This is a genomic window from Ruminococcus sp. NK3A76 (assembly GCF_000686125.1).
Classification (GTDB): Bacteria; Bacillota; Clostridia; order Oscillospirales; family Ruminococcaceae; genus NK3A76.
On record NZ_JMMA01000002.1, the window covers coordinates 3,054,537 to 3,069,715 of the forward strand.

General features: G+C 48.8%; 11 protein-coding genes. All 11 read left to right on the top strand.

Going from position 1 to position 15,179, the window contains the following annotated elements; genetic code table 11:
• Positions 1-275: 275 nt before the first annotated feature.
• Positions 276-1,394 carry a CDP-glycerol glycerophosphotransferase family protein gene (locus CD05_RS0114185; protein WP_028511032.1) on the top strand — a complete coding sequence of 373 codons (1,119 nt, stop codon included), beginning with the start codon at positions 276-278 and terminating at the stop codon, positions 1,392-1,394.
• A gap of 19 nt (positions 1,395-1,413) precedes the next feature.
• Positions 1,414-2,154, top strand: coding sequence for an IspD/TarI family cytidylyltransferase (locus CD05_RS0114190; protein WP_028511033.1), 741 nt, complete (start codon positions 1,414-1,416; stop codon positions 2,152-2,154).
• On the top strand, positions 2,144-3,229 hold the full coding sequence (locus CD05_RS0114195; RefSeq protein ID WP_028511034.1) for an NAD-dependent epimerase/dehydratase family protein: 1,086 nt from the start codon (positions 2,144-2,146) through the stop codon (positions 3,227-3,229). Before CD05_RS0114190 ends, CD05_RS0114195 begins: the two co-directional genes overlap by 11 nt.
• The gene (locus CD05_RS20075; protein WP_156947506.1) at positions 3,210-4,517 is read left to right on the top strand and encodes a LicD family protein; all 1,308 of its coding nucleotides are present in this window, start codon (positions 3,210-3,212) and stop codon (positions 4,515-4,517) included. The genes CD05_RS0114195 and CD05_RS20075 overlap by 20 nt, the downstream gene beginning before the upstream one ends.
• Positions 4,518-4,724: 207 nt before the next feature.
• Positions 4,725-7,430: a CDP-glycerol glycerophosphotransferase family protein gene (locus CD05_RS18890; protein WP_051589045.1), complete on the top strand. Its 2,706-nt coding sequence runs from the start codon at positions 4,725-4,727 to the stop codon at positions 7,428-7,430.
• 336 nt (positions 7,431-7,766) lie between these two features.
• Positions 7,767-8,156, top strand: coding sequence for a glycerol-3-phosphate cytidylyltransferase (gene tagD / locus CD05_RS0114210; RefSeq protein WP_028511036.1), 390 nt, complete (start codon positions 7,767-7,769; stop codon positions 8,154-8,156).
• A 41-nt stretch (positions 8,157-8,197) separates the two neighbouring features.
• Positions 8,198-10,582 (top strand): CDP-glycerol glycerophosphotransferase family protein, encoded by a 2,385-nt coding sequence (locus CD05_RS0114215; RefSeq protein ID WP_028511037.1) that lies wholly within the window; start codon positions 8,198-8,200, stop codon positions 10,580-10,582.
• A 6-nt stretch (positions 10,583-10,588) separates the two neighbouring features.
• Positions 10,589-11,728, top strand: a complete 1,140-nt coding sequence (locus CD05_RS0114220) for an acyltransferase (protein ID WP_028511038.1) — start codon at positions 10,589-10,591, stop codon at positions 11,726-11,728.
• A gap of 17 nt (positions 11,729-11,745) precedes the next feature.
• Positions 11,746-12,807, top strand: a complete 1,062-nt coding sequence (locus CD05_RS0114225; RefSeq protein ID WP_051589046.1) for a GDSL-type esterase/lipase family protein — start codon at positions 11,746-11,748, stop codon at positions 12,805-12,807.
• A gap of 279 nt (positions 12,808-13,086) precedes the next feature.
• Positions 13,087-14,535, top strand: coding sequence for a DUF389 domain-containing protein (locus CD05_RS0114230; RefSeq protein ID WP_028511040.1), 1,449 nt, complete (start codon positions 13,087-13,089; stop codon positions 14,533-14,535).
• 20 nt (positions 14,536-14,555) lie between these two features.
• Complete coding sequence (locus tag CD05_RS20080; RefSeq protein WP_051589047.1) at positions 14,556-15,164, top strand: zinc ribbon domain-containing protein; 609 nt, start codon at positions 14,556-14,558, stop codon at positions 15,162-15,164.
• Positions 15,165-15,179 lie beyond the last annotated feature (15 nt).

Consider the following 15,179-nt stretch of genomic DNA (forward strand, 5'->3'; position numbering starts at 1 on the left):
GCCCTTGCGCCTACGGCGTTGGAGCTCTGCTCCAAACCTCGCTGGGGCTCTGCCGTTTTGTTCGAGTTTGCGAGAATAAAACAATACCCGCAAGCCCTTTTTGAGGAAAAGGGCTTGACCCCAAAACCTTCTTATGTTTTTGTTCCCCGTTTTTTGTATCTTTGCTATAAAAAATCTCCCCGAAACTGCCTATTTTCGGGACTTTTCGATTTGACTTTTTTATGGATATATGTTATAATTAAATGAAGTATGTATTTTTGGAGGTGTGCCGTACTTTGAGCCTGAAACTATATGTCAAGGAGCAGCTGAAAATGCTTTTGCAGCACGCCTTCCTGCCGCTTGTTTATAAAGGGGCGGCAAGGGGTAAAATACAAAAGGGGCTCGTGATATTTGCCGATGCGCATAACGATAAGATCCCCTTTTCGATGAGGAAGATGTACGCCGAGGTGAGAGCCGCCGGGCAGTATGACATAAAGGTCATGTGCAGAGACTTTGACAAGCTGTCAAAGCCGCAGCTTATCAAGTGGCTGTGCAGATTTATGAAGCTGTATGCAAGGGCTGAGTATGTTTTTATATGCGACAACTTCCTGCCGGTGTCCTCCTGCGATAAAAGGCCGGAGACAACGGTCGTGCAGCTGTGGCATTCAGGAGGGCTTTTGAAAAAATCCGGCTACGACCAGCCGTTCTCGGTGCCTGAATACTACAAGGGCAACGTCTTTGCAAACTACGACCTGCTGACAGTGAGCGCTGACTGCTGCGTGCCGGTGTTCAGTAAAATGATGCGCCAGCCGCAAGGCGTTGTGCAGGCGCTCGGCATTTCAAGGAGCGATATGTACTATAGCAAACAGTTTATAAAAAACTGTAAGCAGGAATTCTATGAGAGCTACCCCGAGGCGATAGGCAAAAGGATAGTCCTCTATGCGCCGACCTTCAGGGGCAGTGCGGCAGAGCCGGTGATGATAGGCGAGGGCGATGTTGACAGAGCCTTTGAGGGACAGGAGGAGTATTTCCTTGTCAAAAAGCTGCACCCCCACTTTGAGCGCAAGAACTCAGACAGCGTCAGCTGCGAGATACCGACCGAGCGGCTGCTCCCCGTGGCAGACCTGCTGATAACAGACTTCTCGTCGGTGCTGTTTGACTTTCTGCTGTTTGAAAAGCCGTTCGTCATATTCGCTCCCGACTATGACGAGTATGTAAGCAAGGTCGGCTTCTACGCTGATATAAACGAGTTCCCGACTACCGTTGTGAAAAGCGGAAGCGAGCTTATAAGCGCTGTAGGGCGTGAGCTTTCAGGGCGTGACAAGGCAGAGCTCAGAGATTTCAAGAAATACCACATGGGCGCCTGCGACGGCAGAGCCACCAAACGAATAATGAAACGTATATCAATGATATAAACAGAAAGGAAGATAAATTATGATAACAGCAATGCTTTTTGCAGGCGGTATCGGTGCGAGAATGAAGTCAGTCGATATGCCCAAGCAGTTTTTAGAGGTGGGCGGTATGCCTATCATCATACACACAATGGGTCACTTTGCACGCCACCCCGAGGTCGATGCTATAGTCATCGCCTGCAAGGAAGACTGGATAGACTACCTTAAAGACCTTATCAAGCAGTACAACGTACCCAAGGTAAAGGCTATCGTTCCCGGCGGCGCAAACGGCTTTGACTCTATCCACAACGGCGTTGTGGCAACGGCAGAGTTCCAGAAGAACGACGACGATATAATCCTCATCTGCGACGGTGTAAGACCTATGCTCTCCGAGCAGCTCATCACCAACTGCATAAATGACACTAAAAAGTACGGCACGGCTGTTCCTGTAACGCCTGCTATCGACTCGCTCCTCTATTCCGAGGACGGCGAGAACTGCGCCAAGAGCTACCAGCGCAGCACGATGTATATAACCCAGGCACCCCAGGGCTACACTATGGAGCGCATACTCTGGGCGCACGATGAAGCATACAAGAGAAACATCTTAAACCCTGTTTCTTCAAGCGAGCTGTTTATCGAGCTGGGCGAGAGCGTTCACATATTCATCGGCGAGCGCTTCAACATCAAGGTAACAACACCTGAGGACTTAACAACGCTGAGGTCGCAGTTCTACTATGAGAACTACAAGAAATTCGCAAAGGAAGAATTGAAATATGGCTTATGAGATAAAAAAGCTCGTAAGAAAGGGCGTATATAAAGACCTTTACGAGATAGCTACCTCCCCCTTTATCGACTGGGAGAAGCTGAAAGGCAAAACGATACTGATAACAGGTGCCGGCGGCTTTATCGGCTGCCACCTTGCTATGGCGCTGATGGTGAGAAATGACCTTTTCGGCGACGATATAAGCATCATGGCGCACGTTCGCAACAAGGAGCGTGCCTATGCAAAATACGGCGATATGCTTAAGCGCTTTGACCTGAGCCTCAACGTATCCGACGTTACAAAATTTATAAACGCAACGGGTATGGATTTCATTATCCACGCTGCGAGCCAGGCGAGCAACATTCAGTTTGAGAATGACCCCGTGGGTACGATAAAGGCAAACCTCTCAGGCACAGAGAACGTGCTTGAGCTTGCAAAGGATAATAATGCCACGGCACTTATCGTTTCTTCCCTTAAGGTCTACGGCGCACTTCGCACCGGCAAAGACCGCATCTTTGAAGACGACATAGGCGTTATCGACCACACAAGCTACAAAAACTGCTACGCTATTGGCAAGCGTGCATCAGAAACACTTGCTGCAAGCTATGTAAAGCAGTACGGTATGCCGGTCAAGATCGCAAGACCCAGCTACATCTACGGCGCATCGAGCCTTGAAGATGACAGAGTGTGGGCGCAGTTTATAGCAAACATCGTAAGAAAGCAGGATATCCTCTTAAAGAGCGCAGGCGCTCCGCTCAGGTCTTTTTGCTATGTGACGGACACCTGCACGGCACTTCTTAAAATAATGCTCGACGGCGAGAACGCCACCCCCTACAATATAGCAAACCCCGCATCAGACGTGACTATAAGAGGCTTTGCCAAGGCCGCCTGCGAAGTATTCCCCGAAAGGGATATGCACCTTGCCTTTGCAAACAAGGAGGACGAGGCCGAGCCTGTGCGTGACACCTCGCCTGACGCTCCCACGCCTGAGATACTCGACAGCACAAGACTTCTCTCTCTCGGCTGGCAGCCAAAGGTCGGCCTGCACGAGGGCATAAAGCGTGCAGTCGGCATACTTGAAGAAGCAGATGTTTGAGCAGGCAGCACTTGACACGGCTCTGCGCCTGAGGGAGGACAAGCGCCTTCACGAACTGCCGGATATAAAGGTCATAGGCAGCGGCACGGCAGCAGATATCTCACGCCTTGCTCTTGAAACGCTCGGTGTATACAGCGACACGGCAGACACGGCGATATCCTTTGACACGCCGCATATCCCGGAAGATGTTTCCCGTGCGGTGATAATAACTGCCAGCAGGCATACCGCAGAGCTTTTTAAGAAGAAAAGTACACGCACGAGCGTCCTGCTCGCAAACGAGAACGACAGCGGGCTGTATGTCACAGACCTTCTGAGGCTTGCGCTGTATGTGCTGCTAAAGGGCAGGCCGGGCGGCGTTTACTCGGAAGCGAGCATAAAGAACTCCGGCTTTGAGCGGCTTATCCCGAAAGAGGACGCAAGGGAGCTAAACGCCTATGTAAACGGCGGCTGCGAGGGCGTTTTCTGCTTTGGCGATGCAAAGACTGAGGAGTTTAAGACACTTCAGCAGCGAGAGCTTGAAATACTCAGAGAGACAGACCGTGTGTGCAGAGAAAACGGCATACGCTATTCTCTTGCAGGCGGCACGCTTTTAGGTGCTGCAAGGCACGGCGGCTTTATCCCTTGGGATTATGATATCGACATCATGATGTCCCCTGAGGACTTTGACCGCTTCTGCGAGCTTTCGGACTGTTTCGGCGATAATTTCTTTTTGCAGACACCAAAGACCGACAAGGGCAACTACTTCTTCACCAAGGTGAGAATGAACAGCACGCTCATGACCACCGAGATGACGGACAAGCTCACAGATATCCACAACGGCATATTCATAGACGTTTTCCGCCACAGCTACACCGCACGCACAAAGGCCGGGCGCAAGGCACACCTCTTTCTCACAAGATGCGCAAGGAGCCTTGTCTACAACAAGTGGAACGGCAGCAGCGTAAAGGGCGCTGAGGGAAGCCGTGTGAGCCCTGTGGTAAGAATGGCCGCCACAGCCCTTAAGACCGCCCTGCCTATGAGCTTTCTTTGCAGGCTGCAAAAGGGCACGATAGACTTTTTCAAAAAAGACACCGGCTATATGTATGACGGCTGGGGGCAGCATATGAAAAGCGGCTCTTTCCCGTCAGAATGGTTTGACAGCTTCACCGTGCTTGAGTTTGAAGGCGGGAGCTTCCCGGTGATAGACCAGTATGATAAGTATTTAAGATATCTCTACGGCGACTACGAGTCACTGCCGCCGCTGTCAAAGAGACATATAAGCCATGATATAATCAGGCTTGAACTTTAAGGCAACACCGCACGAAGATTGTGCGCAAATTGCGCAGTCAGCTTTTTCGTCAGATCGCACAGATTTTCCGAAGGAATACTACCGTATTTCAAGGAAAAATGTGTAATATGACGGAAAAGATGCAAGTAAGTTGCGTACAAAGCCTTCAGGCGGTCTTCGTGCGGTGTTGCCTTAAATAAACAGAAAAAAACAAAGGAGCAACAGAAATTGAAGCTTTCGGTTATTTTCATTTATGAAGGAAACGATGACCTGTCAATGAAAACTTTTGACTGCGTGAAAAACGCCAACTCCCTGCAGGATAAACTGCAGCTCGTGCTCATTGACAAGACAGGCACAGGAACAGGCTTTTTCAAGGCAGCCGCAGAGGATATACAGGAAAACGAGTATATCGCAGCTGATGACGAGACAAATGAGAACGTGCTCTTAAACAACGCTTTCTCGGCTGTCACGGGCGAGTATTTCACCGTGGTGCGCTCAGGCGATGTGTTCGATACCTCGCTTTTTGAGCGCTGCATAAACCTTATGCAGCAGTACGACTGCTCTGTATCTTTCGGGAAGAAGCGCTTTGAGTATGAGACTCTTTCCGCAAATGACAAGCTCTCCTCTGACAGAAAAAATCTCGGCAACGCTATCGACCTTTCAAAGGTACACGACAAGTTCCCGTGGTTTTTAGAGGGCACAGTCTTCAAATCAAATATCCTCGCAGCTGTTAATATCGAGAGCAAGCTCGGCCACGATGCAGTCGCACTCTTTATCATGCGTGTCCTGCTCATGAACGGCATGGTCTGCTACGCAAAGGGCTGCGTGTATACATACTGCACCCCCTACGACAACGAGTACAGGCTTTTCCAGGGCGTGTATGACAGGGCGTGGTATTACGACAGCATACACCTCTTTACCGCATTTGCCAAGGAGCTTAAGAGAACTCTCGGCAAGATACCCAAGTTCGTGCAGTATTTCCTTCTGTTCATGATATATGCAAGGATAGATGCAAACTTGAATAACCGCAACAAGCACGTCCTCAACGAGGAGGAGGCTATGGCCTACAAGGACGACGTAGCCGGGCTTTTAAAGCAGCTTGACGATGAGGTGATACTCAATGTCGATGCAGCTGAGATGTGCCGCTACCCGGCCGAGCTCAAATTCCTTCTTGCAAGGATAAAGAATGATTTTGACGATTCTCACGAGCAGCTTATACAGGGCTCGGGAACTCTGTATATGACCTACAGCAACGTCGTGCTCGCAAGAACAGACGATATGCGTGTGAACGTGGTGTTCATGAACTACGTTAACGGCTGCCTGGAGGTAGATGCGACCTTCCCGGATATATACCCCAAAACTCAGTGCAAACTCATAGCACGCCTTGACGATAAGGATATAATACCTGTGTATAACGAGCGCTACACCATAACCAAGATATTCGGCTGCTCGGCATACAGGCTGCGCTCGTTCCATATGAGCATACCGATAGATGAGCAGGAGGATATCTACAGGCTGTCCTTCGCTCTGAAATACAACGGCAAATACTACACAATAAACCCCGAGTATAAATCCCACACCTCCCGTGTGTCGGGCAAGCTCGTGTGGATGTACTGGCCTATGACGAGCAAGTATATCCTTTTCCACAGCAAGGGCGCTATCTGGATAAAAAGAAGCGGCAAGGTCGAGAGACTGTACAGACAGCTCAGAATGTTCTTACAGCTTATCGAGGGTCACTCAAAGCTCGATATAAGAGCACTTACAGGCAGACTTGCTTACTGGGTGACAAGACCCTTCTACCGCAAAAAGAAGATATGGATGTTCTTCGACAAGATATACAAGGGCGGCGACAGCTCGGAGTATCTCTACCGCTATGCATCTAAAATGGACGACGGCATCACAAAATATTACCTCATCGACAAGAACGCCACCGACTATAAGCGTATCAAGGCTGACGGCTTCAAGCCGCTCGTAAGAGGTACGCTAAAGCACAGGCTCGTCTTCTTCAACGCACAGATGATGATAGTATCAAACTCCACCGTCTTTGCATTCAACGACCTGACTATGCAGGGCTCGTCCTATTTCAGAGATATAGTCGATTTCCATGTAGTGTGCGTTCAGCATGGCCTGTCTGTTCAGAAGATAGCTATAGCACAGAACAGACTGCGTGATAACACCAGACTTTACTACTGCGCTTCCCCTGTCGAGATAGAGAACCTCTCACGCCCTGTGTATGACTATAAGGATTACGACGCACTCAGACTTACAGGCGTGCCGAGATACGACGGCCTTAAGAATAACGATAAAAAGCAGATAATGATATCCCCCACATGGAGAATGCAGTCTGCTATGCTCGTTTCCAAGAACGAGGGCGTTGCAAGAGACTATAATGAGCACTTTAAGGAAACATCATATTTCAAGGTGTTCAACTCGCTCATAAACGACAGCCGCCTGCTCGATGCCGCTGATAAGTACGGCTACCGTATCAAGTTCGTGCTCCACCCGATAGTATCACCGCAGGTGGATGACTTCGATAAGAACGACAGAGTGGACATTATCCCTGCTATCGGCGATATGAGCTATGAGAAGATGTTCTGCGAGAGCTCGCTCATGGTAACAGACTTCTCGGGAATACAGTTTGACTTTGCGTATATGAGAAAGCCGCTTGTTTATCTGCACCATAACGATATCCCCCAGCACTATGAGGAGGGCGCTTACCACTACGATACTATGGCATTCGGTGAGATAGTGCATACAAACGATGAGCTTATTGATATGCTGATAGAGTATATGAGCAACGGCTGTGTGATGAAGGATAAGTACCGTAAGCGTGCTGATAACTTCTTCGCATTTGACGATAATAATAACTGTAAGCGTATATATACCGATATGATAAAGTATCAGACAAATGTGATAGATGCAAATAGAAAATAAAATTAAACCCCAAAAAGAATAAAACACAAAAAGGTTTTTGTCAAACTTTTTCCTCAAAAAAGTTTGCGGGGTCCGGGGCTGGCCCCGGCAGGGTGTGGGGCTGGCCCCACATCGGCGGAGCCGACTTAGGCGGCGAACACAGTATAGAAAAGCTCTAATCTTTGAGACATAAAGCCCATTCCGGAACGAATATGTTCGCCGCCCACCGCCGCAAACAGGGAGCCGTGCCAAAGGCACGGTGCGACCGCATTTGCGGCCAGCCGAGCCGAAAGGCGAGGCCACCCCTGGAAAGCCCCGGAAAGCCCATATAAAAAAGACAATAAAGGAGAACCCAATATGAAAAAAGTCATCACCTACGGCACTTTTGACCTGCTGCATTATGGCCATATAAACCTGCTCAGACGTGCAAAGGAGCTCGGCGATTACCTTATCGTAGCGCTCTCGACAGATGAGTTCAACTGGAACGAAAAGCAGAAAAAATGCTACTTCACCTATGAGGAGCGTAAAAAGCTGCTCGAGGCTATACGCTATGTAGACCTCGTTATCCCCGAGGAAGGCTGGGAGCAGAAGCGCTCGGACGTGAAGGAATTCAAGGTCGATACCTTCGTAATGGGCGATGACTGGGAGGGGAAATTCGATTTCCTTAAGGATCTCTGTGAGGTCGTTTACCTTCCCCGTACACCCGATATCTCTACCACACAGATAAAGAACGACCTGGGTAAATAAGAGCAACCGCTTAAATAATCAAGAGCAAGAGGTATGACCGTATGAAGATCTATAATCCACGTTCATGTATAGTTTCACCACAAAAAGAGCTTGACTTTTCTGTAGAAAAACGTCAGGCTGCTCTTGCTGCGCTCGCAGAAAAGACTTCGCTTGTGCTCGATGAGGAAAAGCGTAATATCGTAAGCCACTGCTATACCATGCCGATAGATGAAAAGGGCATACTGATCCTCGGCCTTGGCAAGAACGTCAGGGGCAATATGCAGTATATCCTCGATGTGCTCAATAAAAGCCCCGAGTTTGAGGGCTATACCTGCTACGTCAGGGGCGATGAGGTCACGGATAAGATAATATCCGGCTATAAGAAGAAAAACGGCTGGAAGCGCACCACGATATTCCGCTCGAATAAGCGCTATGCTAAGTATATGGAAAGCTGTAAATACCTCATCACCGAGACTTATTTCCCCGAGAGCTGGATAAAGCGCCCCGGGCAGGTGTATATCAATATATGGCACGGCACACCTCTTAAAAAGCTCGGCCTTGCCAAGAACACCAGAAATATCCCCGGCAACGGCAATACCCAGAAAAACTTCGTGAACGCCGACTACCTGCTCTACCCGAACGACTATACATTTAAAAATATGACTGAGAGCTATAAGGTCAGCGAGCTTATGCACGGCAAGGCTCTTATGCTCGGCTATCCTCGCTGCGGAGGACTGCTTATGACCGCCGCAAAGGATAACTCGGCACTTGTTAAAGAGCTCGCCCCGAACGGCGAAAAGATATTTGTCTATATGCCGACTTTCAAGGACTACATCGATAACGAACAGCTCGTAACGGAAACGGCTGAGCTGCTCGACTACCTTGATGCAAGCCTGCGTGATGACCAGATACTCTTTGTAAACCTCCACCACAGACTCTCGGACGTTATAGATTACGAAAAGTTCACTCATATAAAGAAATTCCCGCCGCTCGTTGACAGCTATGCACTTATGGCTGTTTCCGATGCGCTGATAACCGACTATTCGAGCGTGTTCTTTGACTACCTCACCCTGGGCAAGCAGCTTATCCTCCACGTTGAGGATATCGAGCATTACGTCAGGGCAAGGGGTACATATATGGATATGCTCACCCTCCCCTTTGATATGGCACACTCAAAGGAGGAGATAATCGCTCACCTTAACAAGGGCGGCAAGACATATGACGACACCGCTGCAAAGGCCGAGTTCTGCGCATTTGACTGCCCCGACAGCGCCGAAAAGCTCTGCCGGCTGTTTAAAGACAGCGAGCAGGGGCTCACACTCCGTGAGATACCCAAAAAGGGCAAGCAGCGTATACTCGCAGTTTCTGACGGCTGCGCCAACACCCCCGAGAGCCTTCGTCTGCTCGGTGCGGTGAGGGGCTTTGACAGGGAAAAGGTAGACCTCTTTCTGTCAAGCGCAGTTGAGAAAACAGGCACGGCAGCGCCTGCATATCCGCTGCTTTTCAACACCCCGGCTTTCGGCTACAGGAGCGAGGTCAAGCTCTCCTACGAGGGCAGAGAGGTATTCTCACTCTACGAGCAGGGCGTGATTTCCTTCGATGAGGCCTTCGAGGTGCTCAAATATGACTACTACCTTAATTCAAAGGCTATGTACGGTGAGAGCGAGTTTGACTGCATATTCGTCTACGATGTGAGCGACCCGCAGCTGATACTCACCTATGCAATGATGAAGGCAAAGAGAAAGTATCTCTATATAAACAACGCACTTATCGAGAAGATGCTTGAAAATGATAAATTCACTCTCGATGTACTTTGCAAGGTGCAGGAATATTTCGGCTGTGTATTTGCATATAACAGCGATGTATCGAGCAGGCTCAAAGACTGCATAGATATGACCGCCGACAACGCAAAATGGCTAAGCACGCCTGTCACTACCATAAGAAATTCCCGTGACCTTGGAAATATCCTGCTCACATCGGATGACTATACGCCCGACCCCAAGGGCTCTGAGTATGAGCTGAGATATTTTACAGGTAAAATGACAAACGATATACATACCGAAGGCCTTGACGAAAAGCTCTACCGTATCGACCGCTTCAGCAACGGCAATATAGAGTATTCGCTGAAGGGCAATAAACATAAAAACGACGGCAGCTGCACTTTAGAGATGCCTGCTTTCAAGGCAAAGGGCTATACACCCATAGGCTGCAAGCTCAGAGTAAAAGTGTTCGGTGACTGGGCATGGGTAATGAACGACGGCACGCTCGCAGTCAACAACTCAAAGAACGGAAGAAAGCCAACGACAAAGATAAAGAAAATGCTCGCTGACAGAAACTTCAAAAACTCAAAGCTCGTGGTAGGCTTCAATGAAAAGATACCTGTGATAAACTTTGCAGGAGTAAATACCGTGATAGCAGAGGTCGTCTGGAAAAAAGGAAAGGGGTAAGAAAACTTGCCGCAGACAGAAGAAAATCAGGAGATAAAACAAAACCAAAAGACCCGTGAGCCGCTCACATTCCATATATTCAGCAAATACAGGGGCGAGCTTTTCGGGATCTCAATAATACTTATAATGATGTTCCACTACTTCCATACGGTAGTGAATAATCTTAAGCCCGGCGGAAGAAAGTATTTCTGCTCTTACCTTTTCTGTAAGGGCGTGGGCAGTATAGGCGTCGAGGTGTTCCTATTTTTGTCGGGTATGGGGCTCTACTTCTCATATACCAGGAGAAAGGATATCGGCGCATTTTTCAGAAAGCGCTTTGTGAGGATACTTATCCCCTACGCTATGTACGGCACTGTAATATGGTTCATCACCGACCTTGTGGTGAATGACCGCACGTTTACAAGATACCTCTATGACCTCTCGCTTACGAGCTTCTGGATAAGCGGCGAAAAAAGGCTCTGGTTTATAAGCGCCATAATCGTTTTCTATGTGTTCTTCCCGCTTTTCTATGAGGTCGTCTCGTCAAAGAGGTATGTGCTCAATACCTCGCTGCTGCTTGCTTTCCTCGTGGGCGTGCTGCTTGTCGCCGATGCAGAAAAGCCAAAGTCGCTCGCACTCACCGAGATAGCAACAACAAGACTGCCGGTGTTCGTGCTCGGCGTGCTCATAGGCAGGCTCGTGTTTGAAAAAGCCCCCATAAAAAAATGGCATATAGCAGTCGCAGCTGCAACAGTGCTGCTGAGGATAGCTGTTTTCACCGTGGGCGTTATGAAGAAATTCTATGGCCTTGATAATGACGCTCTTTCGGAATTTAACCGCCTTGCAGGCTCGGCAGTCGGCAAGAGAATGGAAAGCACAGTCTTCTGTATAGGCTTTATGGCAGTGTGTATGGCTGTGCTGGCTGTCATCAGGTGGCAGCCGCTGCATAAATTCTTGATAATGACAGGCAGCGTATCACTCGAGCTGTATATGGCGCACGTTACTGTAAACGGCATCATCGTCAGCGAGGGCTCGCTCGACCTTTGTGACCCTCTCGTGTATCTCCTCTCAATGGTGATATCCGTAGCGGCTGCAATACTTCTCCATATCACAAGCGGCGCTGTCATCGACAGGCTGACAAAGCCCTCGCAAAAGCAGACCGCATAAAGAAAGGATCTGAAACTATGAATACTACCTTTATACCCTGCACAGACCCCCGGCTTTGCTATATGGGCAGGATAGATGACAGCAAGCAGGAGAGCTTTCGCTTTATATACGCAGGCTCGTCTGTCACTGTGCGCTTTAAAGGCACATATATCGCAGCAGTGCTTACAAACTTCATGATGAGCCAGAACGAGATGTCTCTCGGCGCTGTTGTGGACGGAAAACTTATCAAGTGCGTTTTCGATAACGGCTGGGATAACCACGATAAGCAGACAGTCATCATCGCTGAGGGGCTTGAAGATAAGGAGCATACAGTCACCGTGTTCAAAAGACAGGCTGCATACCACCGCTTTGAATTCTTTGGCTTTGAGCTTAGCGAGGGCGCAGAGGTGTCTGAGTATAAAAAGCACTATGACCTCAGACTCGAAGTGTTCGGCGACAGCGTGTCGGCCGGCGAGGTGGTCGAGGCAGTAGAGAATACCGCATCAAACGACCCCGAAGGCCATAACGGTATGTATGATAACTGCTACTACGCATACCCCATGATAACCGCAAGAAACCTTAACGCCGAGATACATAATAACTCGCAGGGCGGTATCGCTATTTTCGATAAGACAGGCTATTTCCACCTGCCCGATGCGATAGGTGTCGAGACTACCTGGAATAAGCTCTCCTACTACCCCGAGGGGCCTTTCAGCGACTGGGATTTTGACCGCTTTACTCCCGATATCGTGATATTCGCAGTAGGCCAGAACGACCCCCACTGTGAAGGCCAGAACGACCGTGATATCACAGACCCCGAGTACCGTAAAAAATGGAAGGCTAAGTATAAAGAGATAGCCTCCTCGCTTATGGAGAAGTATCCGAAAGCTCAGTTTGTTTTCCTGATGACCGTGCTCATGCACTACCCCGAGTGGGATAAGGCAGTGGAAGAGGTCGCAGCGGAGCTTGATAGCGATAGAGTGCATTATTTTGAATTTACCAGAACAGGTAAGGCGACCCCCGGCCATCCGAGAATATATGAGCAGTATGAAATGGCAGAAGAATTAACAGCATATATTGTAAATACTCTGAGAAAGTAATAAAGCATATAAAGACAAAAAGGTTTTTTGTCAAACTTTTTTCCTCAAAAAAAGTTTGCAGGGTCTGGGACAGAGTCCCAGCAGGGTGTGGGACAGAGTCCCACTCGGGCGTAAGCCCGACTTGGACGGCGGCAAGCGAAGCGAGGCAAAAGCCTTGCGAAGCGCAGAAGGCCGAGCCGATAGGCGAGGCTGCCCCCCCTCTCCTTGAAAAGGAGAGGGGGACGGGGGGTGAGGTCTTCCCCTCCACCCCTCGGGAAAACGGAAAAACCGGTGTTGACTATGAACGAAATAATACATGAACTTAAAGAGAAAGAAAAAATAAACGAGCGCCATGAAAAACTCATGCAGGATATGCAGGAGGAAAAAGAAAGAATAGAAAAACAACGCTCGGCAATGAGCAGGTTTTTCTATAGCCTTTTCAATATCAGCGATGACCAGATGAGCTATGACGATATTGATAAGATGATGTATGAAAATACTATTATCCACGGCCCTAATATGTGGATACTTATGATGGCGACATTCATCGCATCAATAGGCCTTAATGTCAATTCCACCGCTGTTATCATAGGCGCTATGCTCGTTTCTCCGCTGATGAGCGGTATCATGACTATGGGCTATTCGCTTGCAGTCAGGGATATCTCGCTGCTGCTGAGAGCACTCGGCAGATTCGGCGTGCAGGTGATGATAAGCCTTGTCACCTCGACGGTGTATTTCCTTATATCTCCCCTCTCGGAAGCTACCACCGAAATGATAGCAAGAACCAGCCCGACCCTGTGGGACGTGCTTATAGCTACCTTCGGCGGTATCGCAGGCGCAATAGGCAATACACGAAATAAAAAATCAAATGTTATCCCAGGCGTGGCTATAGCTACCGCTCTTATGCCGCCGCTGTGTACGGCCGGCTACGGAATAGCTACTGCGCAGACAAAATTCCTGCTCGGCGCAGGATATCTGTTTTTGATAAATACAATGTTCATCTCGCTCGCAACTATGATAATGACACTTATCATGGGCGTGCCGTATCACCGCTCTATCTCAAAGCGTGGGCAGAAGACTATCAACAGATTTATATTTGTCGTGTCGCTGATAGTTATTATCCCGAGTATCATCATCGGCGCAAGAACTGTCTATGACTCGGTGATAAGCGCAAATATCACACGCTACCTTAACGAGCAGTTCGCATTTGATAATACAACAGTTGTAAAGACTGAGACAGACCAGCGTGAAAAAACGATAACCGTCTCTCTCGTCGGCAATACTATCGCACCTGATGTGATAGATAAGCTCGAAAGCTCGCTCTCAGATTATGGGCTTGAGGGCTTTTCCCTTAAGGTCACGCAGAACTCGGCTATTATCCCCGACGGCGAGAACGCCGATATGATAACTATGGCCATTCAGGAAAAGACTATAAACGACCTTCAGCAGGAGCTCGATGAAAAGAACTCAAAGATAGATGACTTAAGCGAGCAGGTCGAGAGCTACCGGTCACAGCAGGCTGCAAATGTCGATATGCAAGCAGTGAGCAGCGGCGTGAAAGATGTGTTTGCATACCTCTCAGATGTGTCCTGCGGCAGTATGACAGGCGAGCAGGGCAGCTATGTGATGCTGTGTGCTAAGTCTTCCAAAAAGCTCACCGACGATGAGCTTGAAACTATAGAAAACTACGTCAAGTCACAAACGGGTGCTGAAAATGTCACCCTTCAAATAACACAACCTAAAAAATAAAACTCAGGGAGGAAAAACCTATGTCAAAACTTTGTTCATCATGCGGCGCTGAGCTCGAAGACAGTGCGACCTTCTGCGTAAAATGCGGTAAGCCTGTGTCTCTTTTCACAGCACAGCCCGAAGCTCCTCAGACAACGAGCGGCGATATGCCGGAGGCTGAGAATTTCGGCGCACAGCAGCCCCAGCCCGGTATGTATGACCAGCAGCCCTACGGCGGCCAGCCCCAGTTCCAGCAGCAGCCCTACGGCGGCCAGCCTCAGTATCAGCAGCCGCAGTACCAGCAGCCGTATCAGAATATGAACGCTTTCTCGCAGAGCGCAAATGTCTATAACCAGAGCCAGTATATGGGTCTTAACGAGACGACATTCTCGCCCTACTCGCAGACAGAGCAGCCAGTGTCTGTCGGCCAGTGGATGATAACTACACTTCTTCTGTGTATACCGATAGTGGGCATCATCTACTTCATCATTCTTGCAATTGGCGGCCCCAACACCAAAAAGAGCCTTACCAACTATGCAAGAGCTGCACTTGTATGGACAGCTATCATCTTTGTTTTCTATCTTATCCTGTTTATATTCCTCGGCTACAGCTTAAAGGAATCAGGCTTTATACATATGTTATTCTCTTAATAGACTGCCGCATAA

Bases quoted from the DNA above. Each gene is read 5' to 3' on its own strand.
- CD05_RS0114190 (WP_028511033.1), top strand. From the start codon at position 1,414: ATGATAACAGCAATGCTTTTTGCAGGCGGTATCGGTGCGAGAATGAAG.
- CD05_RS0114195 (WP_028511034.1), top strand. From the start codon at position 2,144: ATGGCTTATGAGATAAAAAAGCTCGTAAGAAAGGGCGTATATAAAGAC.
- tagD (WP_028511036.1), top strand. From the start codon at position 7,767: ATGAAAAAAGTCATCACCTACGGCACTTTTGACCTGCTGCATTATGGC.
- CD05_RS0114215 (WP_028511037.1), top strand. From the start codon at position 8,198: ATGAAGATCTATAATCCACGTTCATGTATAGTTTCACCACAAAAAGAG.
- CD05_RS0114225 (WP_051589046.1), top strand. From the start codon at position 11,746: ATGAATACTACCTTTATACCCTGCACAGACCCCCGGCTTTGCTATATG.
- CD05_RS0114230 (WP_028511040.1), top strand. From the start codon at position 13,087: ATGAACGAAATAATACATGAACTTAAAGAGAAAGAAAAAATAAACGAG.
- CD05_RS20080 (WP_051589047.1), top strand. From the start codon at position 14,556: ATGTCAAAACTTTGTTCATCATGCGGCGCTGAGCTCGAAGACAGTGCG.